Source organism: Burkholderia sp. Bp8994 (assembly GCF_003853805.1).
Taxonomy (GTDB): domain Bacteria; phylum Pseudomonadota; class Gammaproteobacteria; order Burkholderiales; family Burkholderiaceae; genus Burkholderia.
In genome coordinates this window covers 47,819-69,310 of sequence record NZ_QTQH01000010.1, presented here as the reverse complement: position 1 = coordinate 69,310, position 21,492 = coordinate 47,819, and the positions used below count along the sequence as shown (strand labels likewise).

Here is a 21,492-nt window from a genome sequence, read left to right as displayed (position 1 = left end):
GCGCCATGAGCCAGCGTATCCAACGCATCACGCCGTTTCTGTGGTTCGACCACGACGCCGAGGCGGCCGCCCGCTTCTACGTGTCGGTGTTCGACGACGCGCGCATCCTGCACGTCGCCCGTTACGGCAAGTCCGGCGCGCAGGCGTCGGGGCAGGCGGAGGGCGCGGTGATGACGGTGTCGTTCGAACTGGACGGGCAGGCGTTTCTCGCGCTGAACGGCGGCCCGGCGTTCCCGCTCACACCGGCCGTGTCGTTCGTCGTCAACTGCCGCGACCAGCAGGAGATCGACCGCTACTGGGCGGCCCTGGCCGAAGGCGGGGACGAACGCGCACAGCAGTGCGGCTGGCTGCGCGACCGCTTCGGCGTGTCGTGGCAGGTGGTGCCGGTGCAGATGCCCGAACTGATGGCGGGCGACCCGGCACGCGCCGAACGCGTGATGGCGCAGGTGATGAAGATGAAGAAGCTCGATCTCGGCGTGCTGCAGCAGGCGGCGGCCGGCTAGCGAACGCCGGCCTGGACGCGCCGTTTCGACGTGCGCACGCGACGTCCGACGATATTCCCGGCCGGTCGGTCAATCAGCGCAGAACGATCGTTTCGATTATCGATCGAGATGCGTTTCACGCCGGTGTAATCAAGTCGTGAATTATCTTGCTGCTGTTTATGTCAGGTCGTCGCGATTATAAAAATGACGTGACATGCGTGTTGGCGATACGGCGCGCCGCCGCTGCGGCCGCTCCAGTAATGCGAGAGCCGGCGTGAGAGACGGTCCGCATGCGAAAGGAGATGCGATGCGAAGAAATTCAAACTTATAATGCCCGCGTTGTTTCCGGGATCGTCGATATAAAACATGAGGGCAATAAGATGAGTTTTAGTGAAGCCGTTCGTGCCGCACTCAATCAATACGCGAAATTCGAGGGCCGCGCGCGCCGCGCGGAATACTGGTATTTCGCGTTGCTCACGAGCGTCGTGTCGATCCTCTGCCAGGTGATCACCATGGTGGGGCACGACACGAGCGCGATCTCGCTGCTGCTGATGATCGTCGCGGCCGTCGTGTCGCTCGCGCTGGTGCTGCCGAGCCTCGCGGTCACCGTCCGCCGCCTGCACGATACGGGCCGCTCGGGCTGGTTCCTGCTGATCGCGCTCATTCCGCTCGTCGGCGGGATTCTGCTGCTCGTGTGGATGTGCTCGCGCGGCACCAACGGCCCGAACCGTTACGGCTCGGATCCGATTCCAGCGATCTGAGCGCCGCCCGCCCCGACGCGCGACGCCGTCGTGTCGGGGCGGGCCGACGATCGCTTCACGGCTGCCTTGCTTCGCTGCTTGGCTGCTTGGCAGATCCCACGCTTCACCGTTTCCCCATTACCCGCTTCGCCGCTTCCCCGCTTCCCCGCTTCCCCGCTTCCCCGCTTCACACCTTCATCCACGTCACCACGTCACCACGCCACCGCGCCACCGCGCCACCCCGCCACCCCGCCACCCCGCCACCCCGCCACCCCGCGGACGCAGTTTCCATCGTCTCCTCGCGCGCCGCACCCTCCCGCCGGCCGTCCGCCGCCCCCGCTCGCCCGATTCCTCGAAATACCCCCCTTTCCAGGCTTTGCTCGACCGATCGGCGTTTGACGCGCGCATGAATAATCGGTGTCACTGGAGAACGGCATTTCGCCGTACCCGACTGGAGGCCCCGTGGCAGACGAGAGCGATCTCGACAGAACCGAAGCCGCCACTCCGAGGCGCCGCGAGAAGGCGCGCGAGGAGGGGCAGGTCGCGCGTTCGCGCGAGCTGGCTTCGTTCGCGCTGCTCGCGGCCGGGTTCTACGGCGCGTGGCTGCTCGCGGGTCCGTCGGGCGCCCACCTCCAGACGATGCTGCGCGGTGCGTTCGCGTTCGACCGCGCGACCGCGTTCGACACGCACCGGATGCTGTCGGCGGCCGGCAGCGCGAGCCTCGAGGGTCTCGCCGCGCTGCTGCCGATCCTGGCGCTCACCGGCCTCGCCGCGCTGCTCGCGCCAATGGCGCTCGGCGGCTGGCTGATCTCGCAGAAGACCTTCGAGCTGAAGTTCGACCGCCTGAACCCGATCTCGGGCCTGGGCCGGATGTTCTCGATCCAGGGGCCGATCCAGCTCGGGATGTCGCTCGCGAAGACGCTCGTCGTCGGCGGGATCGGCGGGATCGCGATCTGGCGCAGCAAGGACGAGCTGCTCGGTCTCGCGACCCAGCCGCTCGGCTCGGCGCTCGCCGATGCGATGCATCTGGTCGCCGTGTGCTGCGGCACGACGGTCGCCGGGATGCTGGTGGTCGCCGCGCTCGATGTGCCTTACCAACTCTGGCAGTACAACAAGAAGTTGCGCATGACGAAGGAAGAAGTGAAGCGCGAGCATCGCGAGAACGAAGGCGATCCGCACGTGAAGGGCCGCATCCGCCAGCAGCAGCGCGCGATCGCGCGGCGCCGGATGATGGCCGCCGTGCCGAAGGCCGACGTGGTCGTCACGAACCCGACGCACTTCGCCGTCGCGCTGCAGTACACGGACGGCGAGATGCGTGCGCCGAAGGTCGTCGCGAAGGGCGTGAACCTCGTCGCCGCGCGCATCCGCGAACTCGCGGCCGAGCACAACGTGCCGCTGCTCGAGGCGCCGCCGCTCGCGCGTGCGCTGTATCACAACGTCGAACTCGAACGCGAGATTCCCGGCTCGCTGTACTCGGCTGTCGCCGAAGTGCTCGCGTGGGTCTACCAGCTCAAGCGTTTCCGCTCGGAAGGCGGCGCCTTCCCGGCCGCGCCGGTCGATCTCGACGTGCCGGCCGACCTCGACAAGGGGTCGTCGGTCGCCGCCGACGACGAGCGTGAAGAAGCCGAAGACACGCTCGGCAAGCAAGGGAACGCAGCATGAGCACCCCGACCACCGGCCTGTTCGCCAAGCGCGCGAACCCGTTCGCGGGCACCAACCTGCGCGCGCTCGCGGGCCCGATCCTCATCTGCATGATCCTGGGGATGATGATCCTGCCGCTGCCGCCGCTGCTGCTGGATCTGCTGTTCACCTTCAACATCGCGCTGTCGGTGATGGTGCTGCTCGTCAGCATGTACACGATGAAGCCGCTCGACTTCGCGGCGTTCCCGAGCGTGCTGCTGTTCTCGACGCTGTTGCGGCTGTCGCTGAACGTCGCGTCGACGCGCGTCGTGCTGCTCGAAGGCCACACCGGCCCCGACGCGGCGGGCCAGGTGATCGAGGCGTTCGGCCACTTCCTCGTCGGCGGCAACTTCGCGGTCGGCATCGTCGTGTTCGTGATCCTGATGATCATCAACTTCATGGTGATCACGAAGGGCGCGGGGCGGATCGCCGAAGTGTCCGCGCGCTTCACGCTCGACGCGATGCCCGGCAAGCAGATGGCGATCGACGCCGACCTGAACGCGGGCCTCATCAACGAGGAACAGGCGCGCAAGCGGCGCCTCGCCGTGTCGCAGGAAGCCGAGTTCTACGGGTCGATGGACGGCGCGTCGAAGTTCGTGCGCGGCGACGCGATCGCGGGCCTGATCATCATGGCGATCAACGTGATCGGCGGTCTGATCGTCGGGATGGTGCAGCACGACATGAGCTTCGCCGCGGCCGGCACCAACTACACGCTGCTGACGATCGGCGACGGCCTCGTCGCGCAGATCCCGTCGCTCGTGATCTCGACCGCGGCCGGCGTGATCGTGTCGCGCGTCGCGACCGACGAGGACATCGGCACGCAGATCACCGGCCAGCTGTTCACCAACCCGCGCGTGCTCAACATCACCGGCGCGATCATCGTGCTGATGGGGCTGATCCCGGGCATGCCGCACGTCGCGTTCCTCGCGCTCGGCGGCGGCGCGATCTGGCTGGCCCGCACGCAGACGCGTCGCGCGGCGGCCCGCGTGGCGGCCGGCGACGTGACCGAGATCGCACCGCCCGCCGCGCTGCCGGGCGACAGCCACGAGGCGACCTGGGACGACGTGCAGCTGATCGATCCGCTCGGCCTCGAAGTCGGCTACCGGCTGATCCCGCTCGTCGACAAGAACAGCGACGGCGAGCTGCTCAAGCGCATCAAGAGCATCCGCAAGAAATTCGCGCAGGAAATCGGCTTCCTGCCGCCGGTGATCCACATCCGCGACAACCTCGAGCTGCGGCCGAACGCATACCGGATCGCGCTGAAGGGCGTCGAGATCGGCACGGGCGAAGTGTTCCCGGGCCAGTGGCTCGCGATCAACCCGGGCCAGGTGACGGCCGCGCTGCCGGGCGCCACGACGCAGGATCCGGCGTTCGGGTTGCCGGCCGTGTGGATCGACGTCGCGATGCGCGAGCAGGCGCAGGTGTACGGCTACACGGTCGTCGATGCGAGCACGGTCGTCGCGACCCATCTGAACCATCTGGTCGTGCAGCACGCGGCCGAGCTGCTCGGCCGCCAGGAAGTGCAGTCGCTCGTCGAGCGCACCGGCAAGGATGCGCCGTCGCTCGTCGAGGACCTCGTGCCGAAGACGATCTCGCTGACGACGCTGCAGAAAGTGCTGCAGAACCTGCTCGAGGAAGGCGTGCCGATCCGCGACATGCGCACGATCCTCGAGGCCGTGTCCGAACACGCGGGCCGCGGCGACGCGTACGAGATCACCGCCGCGGTGCGGCTGTCGCTCGGCCGGGCGATCACGCAGCAGTGGTATCCGGGCGCGGGCGAGATGCAGGTGATGGGCCTCGATTCGAATCTCGAGCGCGTGCTGTCGCAGGCGCTCGCCACCGGCGCGAACCCGGGCCTCGAACCCGGCCTCGCGCACAACCTTCTGACCGGCACGCAGCAAGCGATGCTGCGTCAACAGAATCTCGGGCTGCCGCCCGTGCTGCTGGTGCAGCACGCGCTGCGCGCGATGCTCGCGCGTTTCCTGCGCCGCAGCCTGCCGCAACTGAAAGTGCTGTCGTATGCCGAAGTGCCGGACACGCGCACGATCAAAGTCGTTAACGTCATCGGGGGTTCCGCTTGAACATTCGCAAATTCACCGGCGCGACCAGCCGCGACGCGCTTCGCCTCGTGCGCGAGGCACTGGGTGCCGACGCCGTCGTGCTGTCGAACCGCACGCTCGATGACGGCAGTGTCGAAATCGTCGCGCTCGCCGATTCGGATCTCGCCGCGGTCGCGCCGCCGGCCGCGGCCCGGGCGCGCAGCCTTCCGCCGCGCACGCCGGAATCCGTGCCGGCCGCAGCCGTGCCGGGCATCGTGTCGCGCCCGGGTGCCGGGCTCGCGCGCCCGGCCGTCAATCCGTATGCAGCAGGCGAGGGCGGGCTCCCGGACGTGTTTTCCTCGGTGTTCGGCGCGCGCGCCGAAGCGACGGAGCCGGCCGCGGAATCGACCGCCTTCGACGCGGATGCCGACACGCACGCAACGGCCGCGGCATCGGGCGCGCCGGTTGCGCCCGTTGCGCCGATCACCGCCGCCGGCACGCCGTCGGCAGCGTCCGAACCCGCGCCGTGGCTCGTCGAGCACGCGAAACGCCTGACCCAGCAGCGCGAAGCGCTGATCGCCCGCGCGCAGGCCGCCCCGACCGCCCCGCAAGCGCCGGCCCGCATGCAGCAGGACGCCGCACCCGCGACGCCTGCCGCCTGGGCGCGCGACATCGTGCGCGACGCCGAGCGCCGGATGCCGCCGGCCGCCGCTGCGACGGCCCGCCAGGGCGAAACGGGTGCCGCGAAGCCGGCCGAACGCACGCGCCTGTCCGCCGAGGCCGCCGCCGCGGTGGCAGACGCGGTGAAGGCGCGCGTCGAGAGCATCGTCAACGACACGGTGATGCACGAGCTCGGCGCGATGCGCGGGATGATGGAAGCGCAGTTCGACAGCCTGATGTGGCACGACCGCCAGCGCCGCAGCCCGGTGCACGGCGCGCTGACCCGGCACCTGTTCTCGGCCGGCTTCTCCGCGCAGCTGGTGCGCATGCTGGTCGACAACCTGCCGTCCGGCGACGGCGCGCAGACCTTCGAGCAGGCCGCCGACTGGGCGCAGTCGGTGCTCGCGGCGAACCTGCCGGTGCTCGAGAGCGAAGACGCGCTGATGGAGCGCGGCGGCGTGTTCGCGCTGATGGGGCCGACCGGCGTCGGCAAGACGACCACCACCGCGAAGCTCGCCGCGCGCTGCGTGATGCGCTTCGGCGCGAGCAAGGTCGCGCTGCTGACCACCGACAGCTACCGGATCGGCGGCCACGAGCAGCTGCGCATCTTCGGCAAGATCCTCGGCGTCCCCGTGCATGCGGTGAAGGATGCGGGCGATCTCCAGCTCGCGCTGTCCGAGCTGCGCAACAAGCACATCGTGCTGATCGACACGATCGGCATGAGCCAGCGGGACCGCGCGCTGTCCGACCAGATCGCGATGCTGCACGGTGCGAACGCGCCGGTGCAGCGCCTGCTGCTGCTCAACGCGACGAGCCACGGCGACACGCTCAACGAGGTCGTCCAGGCCTACCGCAGCGCGGCCGACCATCCGCACGCGGCACACCCCGATCTCGCCGGCTGCATCCTGACCAAGCTCGACGAGGCGACCCATCTCGGCGGCGTGCTCGACACGGTGATCCGCTACAAGCTGCCGGTCCACTACGTGTCGACCGGCCAGAAGGTGCCGGAGAACCTGTACGTCGCGTCGACCAAATTCCTGCTGAAGAGCGCGTTCTGTGTGCCGCGCGACGGCTCGCCCTTCGTGCCGCAAGACGAAGACATGCCGACGCTGCTGTCCGCACTGACCGCACGTTCCACCGCCGAGCTGCACGAGGTGCGATTTGGATAAACGGATCATCGATCAGGCCGAAGGGCTGCGGCGCCTGCTGGCCGGGCGCGCGTCGCGCATCGTCGCGGTGACGGGCGGGCCGGCGGGCGTCGGCTGCACGTCCACCGTCGTGAACCTCGCGGCGGCGCTGACCGCGCTCGGCAAGGACGTGCTCGTCGTCGACGAGCGCGCCGACGTGCAGTCGGCCACGGCGACGCTCGCGGGCGCGTGGCTGCGCGACGGCGAACGCACGCGCGTCGCCGCCGGCTTCGGCCTGTGCGCGGCCGCGCGGCTCGCACGCGACGGCTACGACGATACGGAACTGAGCGACTTCGTCGACGGCCAGGCCGACATCGTGCTGGTCGACGCGCAGCTCGGCGCCGACGGCGGGTTCTCCGCGCTCGCGCGCGAGGCGCACGACGTGCTGATCGTCACGCGGGTCGCCGCGCAGGCGATCACCGAGGCGTACGCGTGCATGAAGCGGCTGCATTTCGCGCACGCGGTCGCGCAGTTCCGCGTGCTGACCAATCACGTCGGCAGCCACGCCGACGCGAGGACCGCATTCGACAACCTCGCGGGCGTCGCGAGCCGCTACCTGACGGTGTCGATCGCCGACGCCGGCTGCGTGACCGCCGATCCGCTCGTCGAGCATGCGCGCGACCTGATGCATACCGCGGTCGACGCGTTTCCGTCGTCGGCCGCCGCGCGCGATTACCGGCAGATTGCCGCCGACCTGCTGTACTGGCCGATGCGCCCGGGCACGGGCGCGGGGCGCGCCGTGCATGCGGGCGGCAAGCCGTCTTACGAGGCGGGTGCGGCGCACGCCGCGTGAGCGCCACCGCAAGGAGAGAGCCATGATGTACAACGCTCAGGGAAAGATGACCCAGGCCGACGTGCTCGCGCAATACGCGCCGCTCGTGCGGCGCCTGGGGCTGCAGCTCGTCGCGAAGATGCCGGCGAGCGTCGACCTCGACGACCTGATCCAGGCCGGCATGATCGGCCTGATGGACGCGGCCGGCCGCTACAAGGAAGACCAGGGCGCGCAGTTCGAGACCTACGCGACCCAGCGCATCCGCGGCGCGATGCTCGACGAGCTACGCAGCAACGACTGGCTGCCGCGCAGCCTGCGCAAGACGTCGCGCGAGGTCGAGCACGCGGTGCACCAGGTCGAGCAGCAGCTCGGCCGCTCGGCGAGCGAGACCGAGATCGCGCAGCACCTGAAGATGCCGCTCGACGAATACCAGGGGATGCTGCAGGACCTGCACGGCAGCCAGCTCATCTATTACGAGGATTTCGACCGCGCGGCCGACGACGAGCCGTTCCTCGACCGCTATCGCGTCGATCACGCCGATCCGCTGTCGGCGCTGCTCGACGACCACCTGCGCGAGGCACTCGTCGACGCGATCGACCGGCTGCCCGAGCGCGAGAAGCTGCTGATGTCGCTGTACTACGAGCGCGGGCTGAACCTGCGCGAGATCGGCGCGGTGCTCGAAGTCAGCGAGTCGCGCGTGTGCCAGCTGCACAGCCAGGCCGTCGCGCGCCTGCGCGCGCGGTTGCGCGAACAGGCGTGGGTCGGCGCGGAGAACTGACCCTTTCACGGCAGCCCACGCGCGCCGACGCGGCGCGCGGCGCGCATTTCCCGCGCCGATTTGCTACAATCCCTCCCGTTTTCCGAGGAGCGTTGCGACGGACCATCCTGCGTCCGCCAGGCTCGGAAAGCTTCACCAAGCAGCCGTGCGGCGATATTTGCACCGGCCCCGCTTCCTGAACGGCGCTCACGTCACCAATTTCTAGAACTTTTTTAGAAAGGAGGGCGTGATGAACGCCATTATCGATTCCCAGGCTTCCAAGGATTACATCGTCGCCGACATGGCGCTTGCCGGCTGGGGCCGCAAGGAACTGAACATCGCCGAGACCGAAATGCCGGGCCTCGTGCAGATCCGCGACGAATACAAGGCGCAGCAGCCGCTGAAGGGCGCGCGCATCGCCGGTTCGCTGCACATGACGATCCAGACCGGCGTGCTGATCGAGACGCTGAAGGCGCTCGGCGCGGACGTGCGCTGGGCGTCGTGCAACATCTTCTCGACGCAGGACCATGCCGCGGCCGCGATCGTCGAAGCCGGCACGCCGGTGTTCGCGTTCAAGGGCGAGTCGCTCGACGAATACTGGGAGTTCTCGCACCGCATCTTCGAATGGCCGAACGGCGAATTCGCGAACATGATCCTGGACGACGGCGGCGACGCAACGCTGCTGCTGATCCTCGGCTCGAAGGCCGAGAAGGACCGTTCGGTGATCGCGAAGCCGACCAACGAGGAAGAAGTCGCGCTGTACAAGTCGATCGCGAAGCACCTCGACGCGGACCCGACCTGGTACTCGACGCGCCTCGCGCACATCAAGGGCGTGACCGAGGAAACCACGACCGGCGTGCACCGCCTGTACCAGATGGAAAAGGACGGCCGCCTGCCGTTCCCGGCGTTCAACGTGAACGACTCGGTCACGAAGTCGAAGTTCGACAACCTGTACGGCTGCCGCGAATCGCTCGTCGACGGCATCAAGCGCGCGACCGACGTGATGATCGCGGGCAAGGTCGCGGTCGTCGCGGGCTACGGCGACGTGGGCAAGGGCTGCGCGCAATCGCTGCGCGGCCTGGGCGCGACCGTGTGGGTCACCGAAATCGACCCGATCTGCGCGCTGCAGGCGGCGATGGAAGGCTACCGCGTCGTGACGATGGAATACGCGGCCGACAAGGCCGACATCTTCGTGACGGCGACCGGCAACTACCACGTGATCAACCACGATCACATGAAGGCGATGCGCCACAACGCGATCGTCTGCAACATCGGCCACTTCGACTCGGAAATCGACGTCGCGTCGACCCGCCAGTACCAGTGGGAAAACATCAAGCCGCAGGTCGACCACATCATCTTCCCGGACGGCAAGCGCGTGATCCTGCTGGCCGAAGGCCGCCTCGTGAACCTCGGCTGCGCGACCGGCCACCCGTCGTTCGTGATGTCGAACTCGTTCGCGAACCAGACGCTCGCGCAGATCGAGCTGTTCGTGCGCGGCAACGAGTACGAGAACAAGGTGTACGTGCTGCCGAAGCACCTCGATGAAAAGGTCGCGCGCCTGCACCTCGCGCGCATCGGCGCGAACCTGTCCGTGCTGTCGGACGAGCAGGCTGCGTACATCGGCGTGCAGAAGGACGGCCCGTTCAAGCCGAACCACTACCGCTACTGATGCGCCGTCGCCGCCGTGCCGCGGGCGTCCCGCATCGGGCGGGCGCGGTACGGCGGCACGGTGCCGGATCGCCGGCCGTCGCGTCATGTCCGCCGCTGCGCGGGCACGCGTGGCGGCCGGCGGCGGTCACCGAGCATTGACCGACCAGATCGACAACCGAACCGGAGCCCTCCATGAGCGTCATCCTCACCTGGGTCATCAACGCCCTCGCGCTGCTGATCATCACGTACCTCGTGCCGTCGATCCACATCAAGAGCTTCGGCACCGCGCTGATCATCGCGGTCGTGCTGGGCCTGATCAACACGGTGATCCGGCCGGTGTTGATCCTGCTGACGCTGCCCGTCACGATCGTCACGCTCGGGGTGTTCATCCTCGTCGTGAACGCGCTGTGCTTCTGGTTCGCGTCGTCGCTGCTGAAGGGGTTCGAGGTGTCGGGTTTCTGGTCGGCGTTCTTCGGTTCGATCCTGTACAGCATCGTGTCGTGGCTGCTGTCCGCGCTGATCTTCGGGCAGCGCGACATCGGCTGACGGCCGGGCTCACTCTTGCGAATCATGAAACCGATCGAACTCTCGTTTGAATTCTTCCCGCCGAAGACGGCGGAGGGCGTCGAGAAGCTGCGCGCGACGCGTGCGCAGCTGCTGCCGCTGAAGCCGAAATTCGTCTCCGTGACGTTCGGCGCCGGCGGCTCGACGCAGCAGGGCACGCTCGATACCGTGCTCGACATGCAGAAGGACGGCCTCGAGGCCGCGCCGCACCTGTCGTGCATCGGCTCGTCGCGCGACAACCTGCGCGCGATCCTCGACCAGTACCGCTCGCACGGTATCCGGCATATCGTCGCGCTGCGCGGCGACCTGCCGTCGGGGATGGGCGCGGTCGGCGAGCTGCGTTATGCGTCCGAGCTCGTCAGCTTCATCCGCGCCGAGCATGGCGACTGGTTCCACATCGAAGTCGCCGGCTATCCGGAATACCACCCGCAATCGCGCTCGCCGAAGGCCGATCTCGAGAACTTCGCGCGCAAGGTGAAAGCCGGCGCGAATTCCGCGATCACGCAATACTTCTTCAATGCCGACGCGTATTTCCGCTTCGTCGAGGATGCGCGCAAGCTGGGGGTGGACGTGCCGATCGTGCCGGGCATCATGCCGATCACGAACTTCTCGCAGCTGATGCGCTTCTCGGAAATGTGCGGCGCGGAAGTGCCGCGCTGGGTCGCGCGCCGGCTCGAGAGCTTCGGCGACGATCGCGACGCGATCCGTGCGTTCGGCGCGGACGTCGTCACGAGCCTGTGCCAGCGCCTGATCGACGCGGGCGTGCCGGGCCTGCACTTCTATACGCTGAACGCGGCGGCCGCGACGCGGACGATCTGCGAACGGCTCTCCATGTAAGCGTCATCACGCGGTTGCATGCGTCGAAAGCCCCGCCGGCAAAACCGGCTGGGCTTTTTTTTCGCTGCCGGTCGGCCGGTCCGCCCGCCGCGCCAGCGTCAGCGCTGCGCCTGCATCAGCGGCGGGCGCCGGTCGAACCACGGCCGCGCCTGTTCGAGCTGGCGCGCGAGTTTCAGCAGCAACGCATCGTCGGCGTGGCGCGCGACGAACTGCACGCCGATCGGCAGCCCGCGCGCGTTCCACCAGAGCGGCACCGACATCGCCGGCTGGCCCGTCAGGTTGAACAGCTCGGTGCAGCCGGCCCACGCGAACGCCTTCTCCGACGCCTTCGCGAGCATCTCGCGCAGCAGCGGTTTCACCGGCAGCGCGCCGAGCAGCTTCATCTGCGCGGCTTCGAGCGGCGTCGGCTGCAGCTCGCCGATCTTGACCGGCGGCCCCGCGAGCGTCGCGCACAGGATCGCGTCGTAGCGCGACACGAGGCCCGCGACCTGCACGGTGAGCTGGCGCTGCCATTCGAGCACGTCCGGCAGGCGCGCGCGGGCGACGCGCCTGCCGACGACGGCCATCGCCCACGTCGCCGGCTCGAACTCCGCGCGCTTCGGCGTGCGTCCGGTCAGCGCGCGCGCACCCAGCACCAGCTCCTCGGCGATCGTCGCCCATAGCGTGAGAAAGGTTTCGGCCGCGCGCGCGTAGTCGATGTTCAGCGTCGCCGGTTCGACGTGATGGCCGAGCGATTCGACCAGCGCGGCCGCGTCGTCGAGCGCCGCGCGTGTGTCGCCGGCGAGCGCCGGCGCGAGCATCGGGTCGACGACGAGGCCGATCCGAAGCGGGCCGGGCGGCGCGTCGAGCGCGCCCAGAAAGGTGCCGGGCGCGCCGGGCGGCAGCGTCTGGCCGGTCGTCACGTCGAGCAGCAGCGCACTGTCGCGCACGCTGCGCGACACCGCATGCTGGACGACCAGCTCGCCGTTCGAAGGCAGGTCGACCAGCACCGGATTGCGGCTCGGCTTCAGGCCGAACAGCCCGCAGCACGACGCGGGGATCCGGATCGAGCCGCCGCCGTCGGACGCATGCGCGAGCGGCACGATGCCGGCCGCGACGGCCGCGGCCGCGCCGCCGCTCGAGCCGCCGGGCGTGTGATCGATGTCCCACGGATTGCGGCACGCGCCGAACAGCTCGGGTTCGGTGTACGGCATCTGGCCGATTTCCGACGTGTTGGTCTTGCCGAACACATTGAGCCCGGCCGCGCGGCTGCGCGCGATCAGCGGCGAATCGTCGGCGGGGGCGAAGTAGCGGTAGTGCCGGCTGCCCATCGACAGCGGCAGCCCGGCGACCGCCGCGCCCAGATCCTTGACGAGATACGGGACGCCCGCGAACGGCGCGTCGGTGCCGGTGTCGCCGGCCTGCTCGGCCCGCTTGCGCGCGGCGTCGTAGTCCTGCAGCACGATCGCGTTGATCGCGCCGTTCACCGCTTCGGCCTGGCCGATCGCGGCGTCGAGCAGTTCGCGCGGGCTCGCCTTGCGTTCGCGCACGAGCGTGGCGAGGCCGATCGCGTCATGCGCGAGATAGTCCGAGTGCATCGCGGTCACCCCCGTTGTGACTCGTGGCGATGAAAGGAGGATAACGCGGGCCCGGCGCGCCGGACCCGCCGCCGGCGGCCTTTACAGGTGTTCGGCGAGGAACGTCAGCGTGCGGCCGTGCGCGAGCGCCGCGGCGCGCTGGTTGTACGATGCGCGGTCGGTGCAGTTGAAGCCGTGCTCGGCGCCCGGGTACAGGTGGAACGACGCGTTGTGGCGGCCCGCGAACGCGGCCTTCACCTGCTCGACGGCGGCGAGCGGGATCGCGTGGTCGTTCTCCGCGTAGTGGAACAGGATCGGCTGCGTGATCTTGCCGGCGAGGTCGAGCGCATTCTGGATGCCGCCGCCGTAGTAGGCGACCGCCGCATCGACCTTGCCGGCCGCGGCCGCGCGGTACGCGAGCTGGCCGCCGAAGCAGTAGCCGATCGCGGCGACCTTGCCGGCGACTTCGGGGCGCGCGCGCAACGCGTCGGCGGCCGCGCCGATGTCCGCGACCGCGAGGCCCACGTCGGTCTTCTTCATCAGCTCGATACCCTTGTCGCGATCGGCGCCTTCGTAGGTCAGTTCGACGCGCGGCTGCGTGCGCCAGAACACGTCCGGCGCGAGCGCGACGAAGCCGTCGGCCGCGTACTGGTCGGCGACCGCGCGAATGTGCGCGTTCACGCCGAAGATTTCCTGGATGATGATGACGGCGGGGCCCTTGCCGCGCTTGGGCAGCGCGAGATAGCCGCCGAAGCTGTCGTTACCGGTCGGGATGTCGATCCATTGGGCTGTCACGTTTGAACTCCTGGCGAACGGGCGCGCGACATGCGCGCCGCGGATGGAAATGGAGGCGGCCCAGTGTGCCACCAATCCCCGGACGCTGCAGCGCGCGCAAGCGGCGCGCCGGCCGGGTATGCGCGGCTCGAACCCGCGTGCCGAACCCGCTTCTCGCGCAGCGATCGTTTCGATCTCGATTATTCATTTTTCGGCGGCGTGCGGCTTCGATAGAGTCGACGTGTCGGCCTTTACAAAGCGCTTTCGCGCATCGCCCCCGAAGGATTCGCCATGCCAGCCCGTGCATTTTCCACCCCGTTTTCCGAACGCTTCGGCCTGCGCCTGCCGCTCGTGCAGGCGCCGATGGTCGGCGCGACCACGGCCGCGATGGTCGCGGGCGCGTCCAACGCCGGCGCGCTCGGCAGTCTCGGCGCCGGCGCGTTCGAGCCGGACCGTCTCGCGACCGAAGTCGCCGCGATTCGCGCGGCGACTTCGCGTCCGTTCGCCGTGAACCTGTTCGTGTTGCCCGACGCCGCGCCCGACGCCGCGCCCGACGCGGCGACCGTCGCTCGCGCGCTCGCCGCGATCGATCCGTTGAACGCGACGCTCGGGCTGCCGCCGGGCAGCGCGCCCGCGCGTTACGCACCCGACTTCCGCGCGCAGCTCGACGCGCTCGTCGCGCTGCGCGTGCCGGTCGCGAGTTTCACGTTCGGCGTGCTCGACGCGGCCGACGTCGCGCGCCTGAAGGCCGCCGGCACTTACGTGATCGGCACCGCGACGCACGTCGCCGAAGGGCTCGCGTGGCGGGCGGCTGGCGCCGACGCGCTGTCCGCGCAGGGCGCCGAAGCCGGCGGCCATCGCGGTACCTTCATCGGCCCGGCCGACGATGCGCTGATCGGCACGCTCGCGCTGGTGCCGCAGCTCGTCGATGCGACCGGGCTGCCCGTGCTCGCCGCGGGCGGCATCATGGACGGCCGCGGGATCGCCGCCGCGCTCGCGCTCGGCGCGCAGGGCGCGCAGCTCGGCACCGCGTTCCTGACGTGTGCGGAAAGCGCGATCGCGGCGGACTGGAAGGCGCGGCTGCTCGCGAGCGCCGATACGTCGACGCAGGTCACGCGCGCGATCACCGGCCGCCATGCGCGTGGCTTGCGCAATGCGCTGATGATGCGGCTCGGCGAACGCGTGGCCGATGCCGCGCCGTATCCGGTGCAGAACGCGCTGACCCAGCCGCTGCGCCAGGCCGCCGCGCGCGCGAATGACGGCGACTACCTGTCGCTGTGGGCCGGGCAGGGCGCGCCGCTCGCCAGGCGGCGCGACGCCGCGCTGACGACGTCGCAGCTCGTCGACGCGCTCGACGCCGAATGGCGCGCGGTGCCTGCGTAAACGATTCGACGGCCGCCGGAGCGGCTCGCGTCGGCACACGAAACGCGCGCGTCGTCACGCGCGTTTCATTCAATGATCCCGCGCACAAAATACCGAATCGAAATGACACGGGAATGCTTTAAATCAACCTTTCGCCAGGCCGCGTGGAACTAGCGGAAACCCTTATCCGGCGGGGCTTGCGGCGACATTCGAGCAGTCATTCCAAAGCGCCCGTATCGGTAGTGTTACCACTACCCCAAAAAAGTCCCACAAATTAATTTGATCACCTACACTTGCGCGCAAGTACGGGCGGGCGGCTGCTAAAAGCGGTTGCTTCCCACGTGCTTGAGGCCAAGTGCATGAACGATGCAACCGGCGAATCGTCCAGTGAATGCAAACACAGGGATGGCAGCGGGGCACCGGGCGATGGCGTTTATTGGGACCGAAACTGGAGACTTACATGAATATCAAGATGCAAAAGCTGTTGCCTATCACCGCAGCGGCGATGCTGTGCGTTGCAGCGGCAAGCAACGCGGCCGCCGATCAAGTCGTCAAGATCGGCCACGTCGCGCCCTTGACGGGCGGTATTGCACACCTGGGCAAGGACAACGAAAACGGTGCACGTCTCGCAGTCGAGGAGATCAACGCCAAGGGTCTCACGATCGGCGGCCAGAAAATCACGCTGCAACTCGACGCGCAGGATGACGCGGCCGACCCGCGCCAGGCCACGCAGGTTGCGCAGAAGCTCGTCGACGACAAGGTCGTCGCGGTGGTCGGCCACCTGAACTCGGGCACGTCGATCCCGGCCTCGAAGATCTACAGCGATTCGGGCATCGTGCAGATCTCGCCGTCGGCGACCAACCCGGCGTACACGCAGCAAGGCTTCAAGACCACGTATCGCGTGGTGGCGACCGATGCGCAGCAAGGCCCGGCACTCGCGAACTACGCGCACTCGAAGGGCATCAAGAGCGTCGCGGTGGTCGACGATTCGACCGCCTACGGCCAGGGTCTCGCGAACGAGTTCGAGAAGAAGGCGAAGGCGCTCGGCCTGAAGGTGATGTCGCACGATGCGACCAACGACAAGGCGGTCGACTTCCGCGCGATTCTGACCAAGATCAAGGGCGAGAACCCGGACGCGATCATGTACGGCGGCATGGACGCCACCGGCGGCCCGTTCGCGAAACAGGCGAAGCAGCTCGGCCTGCGCGCGAAGATCCTCGCGGGCGACGGCGTGTGCACGGAGAAGCTGGCCGACCTGGCCGGCGACGCGACCGACAACGTCGTGTGCTCGGAAGCCGGTGCTTCGCTCGAGAAGATGGCGGGCGGCGCGGCGTTCAAGGCGAAGTACGAGAAGCGCTTCGGCCAGCCGATCCAGATCTACGCACCGTTCACGTACGACGCCGTGTACATCATCGTCGATGCGATGAAGCGCTCGAACTCGACGGATCCGGCGAAGATTCTCGCTGCGATGCCGGCGACGAACTACTCGGGCGTGATCGGCACGACGACCTTCGACTCGAAGGGCGACCTGCAGCACGGCGTGATCTCGCTGTACAACTACAAGAGCGGCAAGAAGACGCTGCTCGACGAAGTGAAGATGTAAGCTGAACAGCGGTCGACAGAAGGGGTGAAAGCGCGCCTGCGGCAACGCAGGCGCGCTTTCTTTTTGGCGCGCCCGCCGCGCGGTCAGATCTTCAGGTGTGCGAGGACCTTCGGCGCGACCGCGGCGACGAGCGCCGCGCACAGCGCGACGACCGCCAGCCCGATGGTCAGGTTCGCCGTCTGCGCGACCGCGCCGATCACGACCGGACCGAACAGCAGTCCGAAATACGCGAGCCCGGCCACGTGCGCGAGGCCTTCGGCCGCGTGGATGCCTTTCACGCGCGCGGCGGCGGCGAACAGCACGGGCATCATGTTCGCGAGGCCGAGGCCCATCAGCGTGAAGCCCGTCAGCACGGCGATCGGGTTCGGCAGCAGCAGTGCGCCGATCATCCCGGCGCACGCGAGCGACGCGCTCGCGAACACCAGCTGCGGCGCGCCGAAGCGCGCGCGCACCGCGTCGCCGGCGAAACGCGCGACCGCCATCCCGCCGGAGAACGCCGCATACGCGGCGCTCGCGAGCGCGGGACTCGCCGCGACGACGTCGCGCATGTAGACGGTCGCCCAGTCGTACATCGCGCCTTCGGCGATCAGTGCGATCAGCGCGATGCCGCCGAGCATCCACAGCGCGGGCGAGCGCCAGCGATTGCCGCCGCCGTGCGCGTGTTCGTGATGCGGCACGTGCGGCAGCACGGCCGGGCTCGCGGCGAGCAGCACCGCGGCGCTGACGGCCGCCGCGAGCGCGAGATGCACGGCCGGCGCCATGCCGGCCGACAACAGCGCGCCGCCGGCCGCCGCCCCCGACATCCCGCCGATGCTGAACATCCCGTGCAGCGACGACATGATCGGCTTGCCGAGCGCGATCTCGACCGCGCTTGCCTCGGCATTCATCGCGACGTCGAGCGTCGCCATCGAGAAGCCGAACAGCGCGAGCACGACGAGCAGCATCCAGTAATCGGGGACCACGAGGATCAGCGCCGCGCAGGCGGACATCACGAGCCCGCCCGCGAGGCACGCGGTGCGCGAGCCGACGCGCGCGATCCAGCGCGCGATCGTCAGCATCGCGGCGATCGAGCCGCCCGCGACCGCGAACAGCGCGATCGACAGCAGCCCGGCGCTCAACGCGAACTTGTCGCGCACGGTCGGCACGTGCACGCCCCACGACGCGTACATCATGCCGGCGACGAAGAACAGCGCCATCGTGGCCGTGCGTGCGCGCTGGCGGACCGGCAACGCCAGCACGCGATGCGCGTCGGGCGGCGCGGAAAAGTCGGACGAGGATCGGGAGGAGGATTCGGACACGGAACGCTCTTGAATGGACGATGCGCGGGCGCGTCGCGCCCGTCGGATTCGTCCGATTCTATCGAACCGTTTACGGTCTTGCCGGCGCGCTGGCCGTGCCGCCGGTCGTGATCGGCGCGCACTTTGCCTTCACGCGGCGCGTCGGCCATTCGGCCGATGCCCGGCAAGCCGCCGCCGCGGGTAACATCGATGCGCAGGCGGCGTGCCCGACGCGTTCCGGCGCGGCCCGCCTTCGCCACCCTTGCCACCAGGCCTTCCGATCGCAGGAGTCACCGTGAACATCGATCCCGTCCTTGCCCTGCACCTGCTGCATCGCTGCGCGCTCGGCACGCTCGCGACCCACGCGCGCGACCCGCAAGGCTTTCCCTATCCGACGGTCGTGCCGTTCGCACCCGATGCGGATCATCGGCCCGTGATTCTCGTGAGCGGCCTCGCCGAGCACACACGCAACCTCGCCGCCGATCCGCGCGCGGGCTTCCTGGTCGTCGACGCGCCGGACGGCGACGTGCTGAACGCCGAGCGCGCGACGCTGCTCGGCCGCTTCGTGCCGCTCGGCGACGCGCCGCATGTCGCCGCACGCTACCTGCGCTACGAACCCGACGCCGCGCGCTATCTCGCGCTCGGCGATTTCACGTTCTGGGCGCTCGAGATCGAGCGGCTGCGCTATATCGGCGGATTCGGCCGGATGGGCTGGGTGGACGGCACCGGCCTCGATGCGCTGCCGCCGCTCGGGTTCGACGACGAACGGGCGCTGTGGGACGCATACGACTCGAGCGCTGCGCGCCGCGCCGGGCTCGACCTGCTCGGCGTCGACCGTCACGGCGCCGACTGGCGCTGCGACGGCCGCCGTGTGCGCACGCCGTTCGACCCGGTGCCCGGCGATGCCGGCGCACTGCGCGAGCGGTTGATGGCCAGCGCGCGGGATGTGACGTGAGGCCGCGGATTCAGCTTTGTCTGTTTAGCGTCACGCGCCGTACGATTTTCGCAAACATGTCGCCGGATGAAAGCTTTGATTTTTCCGAATGCGGGTAATTGCGTATGTTGATAGACCTATTTCCGGATCGGGTAATGTCCTAATCTCTATGCAAGCGCGTAAAAATTTGAGAAAAGGCCGTGGCCGGTCAAAATGACATGCGTGAATTACAATTGGTCTCGGGATTTTCGTGAATCCTGCTTCTATCAAATCTTTTTTGTGCTAATCTCTGCCTTCAAAATCCGAGGCACAAATATTTCATGAATGGTGAGCCGGCAGCAGATCGGCGCCATTGGTCATATCGAAAGGGAAACTATGTCTTCTTACAAGGACCTGCTGGCCCAGCGGGAGAAGCTGGAGAAGCAAATCGAAGAAGCGAAGTCGCGCGAATACGCCGAAGTGCTGAATGACGTGAAGCAGAAAATTGCCGACTACGGCTTTTCGCTCGCCGAACTCGGCCTCAGCCGCGCGAAGGCAGGCAAGGTCGGTCGTCCGCGCGCAGGCGTGGCAGCGAAGTACCGCGATCCGGAAACGGGCGCGACGTGGTCGGGCCGTGGCAAGCCGCCGCGCTGGATCGCCGGCAAGGACCGCGAACAGTTCTCGATTTAAACGACTGTTTAAATCATTGCCTCGAAAAGAGCCGCGTATCCGTGCAGGAGCGCGGCTTTTTTGTATCGTGGGATCGGAATGTATGCGTTCTGTCATGAAAATGTCAGAAACGGCGCGTGAATGAAAATGCGACCCGTTCGCATAAGCGGTTGATTTAAATGGAAAATTTGGGGTTATCGGAATGCCCCGCGAGGGTCGTTTGGTAGAATTACGTGTCCCAACCGATATCTCGTATTTCATGTCCACGTTTTCCGACGACGCACAAAGCGCAGATAAGCACGCGGTCGCGCGCAAGAGCACCCTCGTCAGTATCGTGCTGAATGTGGTGCTTGCGACGTTTCAGATCGTCGTCGGCGTGGTTGCGCATTCGCAGGCATTGATTGCCGATGGTATCCATTCGATTTCCGATTTGATCTCGGATTTTGTCGTACTGGTTGCGAATCGCCATAGCGGCGCATCGCCGGATGCCGATCACAATTACGGACACAGCCGCTACGAGACCGTCGCGTCGCTGTTTCTCGGCGCGATCCTGATCGCGGTCGGCATCGGCATGCTCTGGCGCGCCGGCAACCGTCTCGTGAATCTCGAAAACATTCCGGCCGTCCATTTTTCCGCGCTGATCGTCGCGCTCACGGTGCTCGTGTCGAAAGAGGCGCTGTTCCGCTACATGCTGCGCGAGGCGCGGCGCGTGCGTTCGGCGATGCTCGTCGCGAACGCATGGCATGCGCGCTCGGACGCCGCATCGTCGCTCGTCGTCGCGATCGGCATCGTCGGCAGTCTCGCCGGCGTGCGGCTGCTCGACCCGATCGCCGCCGCGATCGTCGGCTTCATGGTCGCGCGCATGGGCTGGACGTTCGGCTATGACGCGCTGCAGGACCTGTCGGATCGCGCACTCGACACTACCGACACGGCCGAGATCCGCGCGCTGCTCGCCGCGACGCCGGGCGTGCGCGACGTGCACGACCTGCGCACGCGCAAGATGGGCGATGCGGCGCTCGTCGACGCGCACATCCTCGTCGATCCGATGATCTCCGTCTCCGAAGGGCATTACATCGCGGAAACCGCACGAGCGCGCGTGCTGCGCGACCCGCGCGTGCTCGACGCGCTGATCCACGTCGACCCCGAGAACGATGTGGCGCGCCGTCCGGCGCTCGCGCTGCCGCCGCGCGCCGAGATTGCGGCGCGGCTCGAGGCCGCGCTCGCGCAGCGCGGGCTGCATCCGGCCGCGATCAACCTGCACTACCTGAGTACGGGGCTCGAGATCGACGTGACGCTCGACGCAGGCGCGGGCGATACCGACGCGGCGCTGGCCGGCCGGCTCGATGTCGACGCGCTGAAGCGCCAGTTCGGCGCGCGCCGGATCGGCTTCACGCGCGGGCTGCCGGCGCAGGCGTGAGCGGCGCCCGCGACCGCGAGCCGCGCGTTACAGCGGCAGTTGCGTGTCGAACTTGATTTCGCGCAGCACGACGCTCGTGCGCACCTGCGACACGGCCGGGATCTTGAAGATCCTTTCGTGCAGGAAGACGTCGTAGGCCTTGATGTCGGGGGCGACGATCTTGAGGATGTAATCGGCTTCGCCCGTCGTGCTGTAGCACTCGGTGACTTCCGGGCAGGTCGCGATCTCGCGCTCGAACTGTTCGACGCCGCCTTCGTTGTGGCGGGTCAGGTGCACGTGCGCGAGCGCACAGACGTGCAGGCCGAGCTTCTCGCGATCGAGCAGCGCGGTGTAGCGCTGGATCACGCCGGACTGTTCCATGTCCTTGATGCGGCGCCAGCACGGCGTACTCGACAGGCCGACCTGGTCGGAGATTTCCTGCACGGAACGGCGCGCGTCGAGCTGCAACAGGCGAAGGATTTTTTGCGAAAAGGAATCGAGCGTCACCTGCGCCTCCATGCGGCAGCTACAACACGCTGAATGTTAGAGGCCCGGGAAAGGAAAGGCAATCTGG

20 protein-coding genes and 1 riboswitch are annotated in these 21,492 nt (G+C 68.0%); of the genes, 16 read left to right on the top strand and 4 right to left on the bottom strand.

Features of this window, described 5'->3' with window-relative positions; translation table 11 throughout:
- The first annotated feature begins 5 nt into the window (after positions 1-5).
- The 10 genes from DIE04_RS12765 (at position 6) to metF (ending at position 11,368) form a co-directional block, all read left to right on the top strand.
- Positions 6-503: a VOC family protein gene (locus DIE04_RS12765; RefSeq protein ID WP_124520479.1), complete on the top strand. Its 498-nt coding sequence runs from the start codon at positions 6-8 to the stop codon at positions 501-503.
- Positions 504-862: 359 nt separating this feature from the next.
- The gene (locus tag DIE04_RS12760) at positions 863-1,243 is read left to right on the top strand and encodes a DUF805 domain-containing protein (RefSeq protein ID WP_124520480.1); all 381 of its coding nucleotides are present in this window, start codon (positions 863-865) and stop codon (positions 1,241-1,243) included.
- A gap of 441 nt (positions 1,244-1,684) precedes the next feature.
- Complete coding sequence (gene flhB, locus DIE04_RS12755; RefSeq protein ID WP_124486869.1) at positions 1,685-2,884, top strand: flagellar biosynthesis protein FlhB; 1,200 nt, start codon at positions 1,685-1,687, stop codon at positions 2,882-2,884.
- On the top strand, positions 2,881-4,983 hold the full coding sequence (gene flhA, locus DIE04_RS12750; protein ID WP_124486870.1) for a flagellar biosynthesis protein FlhA: 2,103 nt from the start codon (positions 2,881-2,883) through the stop codon (positions 4,981-4,983). Before flhB ends, flhA begins: the two co-directional genes overlap by 4 nt.
- Positions 4,980-6,770, top strand: coding sequence for a flagellar biosynthesis protein FlhF (gene flhF / locus DIE04_RS12745; RefSeq protein WP_124573040.1), 1,791 nt, complete (start codon positions 4,980-4,982; stop codon positions 6,768-6,770). Before flhA ends, flhF begins: the two co-directional genes overlap by 4 nt.
- Entirely contained in the window at positions 6,763-7,581 is an 819-nt protein-coding gene (locus tag DIE04_RS12740; RefSeq protein WP_124520483.1) for an AAA family ATPase, read from the top strand. Before flhF ends, DIE04_RS12740 begins: the two co-directional genes overlap by 8 nt.
- Positions 7,582-7,603: 22 nt before the next feature.
- The gene (locus DIE04_RS12735) at positions 7,604-8,338 is read left to right on the top strand and encodes an RNA polymerase sigma factor FliA (protein WP_044846366.1); all 735 of its coding nucleotides are present in this window, start codon (positions 7,604-7,606) and stop codon (positions 8,336-8,338) included.
- Positions 8,339-8,416: 78 nt separating this feature from the next.
- Positions 8,417-8,533: riboswitch (S-adenosyl-L-homocysteine riboswitch) on the top strand.
- A 34-nt stretch (positions 8,534-8,567) separates the two neighbouring features.
- Positions 8,568-9,986, top strand: coding sequence for an adenosylhomocysteinase (gene ahcY / locus DIE04_RS12730; protein WP_124486873.1), 1,419 nt, complete (start codon positions 8,568-8,570; stop codon positions 9,984-9,986).
- A 173-nt stretch (positions 9,987-10,159) separates the two neighbouring features.
- Positions 10,160-10,513: a phage holin family protein gene (locus tag DIE04_RS12725; RefSeq protein WP_006477367.1), complete on the top strand. Its 354-nt coding sequence runs from the start codon at positions 10,160-10,162 to the stop codon at positions 10,511-10,513.
- 24 nt (positions 10,514-10,537) lie between these two features.
- A complete protein-coding gene (gene metF / locus DIE04_RS12720) occupies positions 10,538-11,368 on the top strand; it encodes a methylenetetrahydrofolate reductase [NAD(P)H] (protein WP_044846364.1) in 831 nt (276 codons plus the stop codon).
- Positions 11,369-11,466: 98 nt separating this feature from the next.
- Here metF and DIE04_RS12715 read toward each other — a convergent pair whose 3' ends face one another.
- Positions 11,467-12,945 carry an amidase gene (locus DIE04_RS12715; RefSeq protein WP_124520514.1) on the bottom strand — a complete coding sequence of 493 codons (1,479 nt, stop codon included), beginning with the start codon at positions 12,943-12,945 and terminating at the stop codon, positions 11,467-11,469.
- Positions 12,946-13,026: 81 nt separating this feature from the next.
- Positions 13,027-13,719, bottom strand: a complete 693-nt coding sequence (locus DIE04_RS12710; protein ID WP_124520484.1) for a dienelactone hydrolase family protein — start codon at positions 13,717-13,719, stop codon at positions 13,027-13,029.
- 270 nt (positions 13,720-13,989) lie between these two features.
- Here DIE04_RS12710 and DIE04_RS12705 point away from each other — a divergent pair, with 270 nt between their 5' ends.
- Together DIE04_RS12705 and DIE04_RS12700 are read left to right on the top strand one after the other, a co-directional pair.
- Positions 13,990-15,081 carry a nitronate monooxygenase family protein gene (locus DIE04_RS12705; RefSeq protein WP_124520485.1) on the top strand — a complete coding sequence of 364 codons (1,092 nt, stop codon included), beginning with the start codon at positions 13,990-13,992 and terminating at the stop codon, positions 15,079-15,081.
- A 439-nt stretch (positions 15,082-15,520) separates the two neighbouring features.
- Complete coding sequence (locus DIE04_RS12700) at positions 15,521-16,663, top strand: branched-chain amino acid ABC transporter substrate-binding protein (RefSeq protein WP_044846361.1); 1,143 nt, start codon at positions 15,521-15,523, stop codon at positions 16,661-16,663.
- Positions 16,664-16,746: 83 nt separating this feature from the next.
- Here the strand turns inward: DIE04_RS12700 and DIE04_RS12695 are convergent, their stop codons facing one another.
- Complete coding sequence (locus DIE04_RS12695) at positions 16,747-17,961, bottom strand: MFS transporter (RefSeq protein WP_124520486.1); 1,215 nt, start codon at positions 17,959-17,961, stop codon at positions 16,747-16,749.
- Positions 17,962-17,981: 20 nt separating this feature from the next.
- On the opposite strand from DIE04_RS12695, the gene DIE04_RS12690 reads away from it, so the two are divergent.
- The 4 genes from DIE04_RS12690 (at position 17,982) to DIE04_RS12675 (ending at position 20,939) form a co-directional block, all read left to right on the top strand.
- A complete protein-coding gene (locus tag DIE04_RS12690; protein WP_124520487.1) occupies positions 17,982-18,239 on the top strand; it encodes a hypothetical protein in 258 nt (85 codons plus the stop codon).
- Complete coding sequence (locus tag DIE04_RS12685) at positions 18,236-18,895, top strand: HugZ family protein (RefSeq protein WP_124520488.1); 660 nt, start codon at positions 18,236-18,238, stop codon at positions 18,893-18,895. Before DIE04_RS12690 ends, DIE04_RS12685 begins: the two co-directional genes overlap by 4 nt.
- Positions 18,896-19,249: 354 nt before the next feature.
- On the top strand, positions 19,250-19,543 hold the full coding sequence (locus DIE04_RS12680) for an H-NS family nucleoid-associated regulatory protein (protein WP_096508184.1): 294 nt from the start codon (positions 19,250-19,252) through the stop codon (positions 19,541-19,543).
- A 238-nt stretch (positions 19,544-19,781) separates the two neighbouring features.
- On the top strand, positions 19,782-20,939 hold the full coding sequence (locus DIE04_RS12675; protein ID WP_044846356.1) for a cation diffusion facilitator family transporter: 1,158 nt from the start codon (positions 19,782-19,784) through the stop codon (positions 20,937-20,939).
- Between the two features lie 27 nt (positions 20,940-20,966).
- Here DIE04_RS12675 and DIE04_RS12670 read toward each other — a convergent pair whose 3' ends face one another.
- The gene (locus tag DIE04_RS12670; RefSeq protein WP_006477376.1) at positions 20,967-21,437 is read right to left on the bottom strand and encodes an Lrp/AsnC family transcriptional regulator; all 471 of its coding nucleotides are present in this window, start codon (positions 21,435-21,437) and stop codon (positions 20,967-20,969) included.
- Positions 21,438-21,492: the final 55 nt, after the last annotated feature.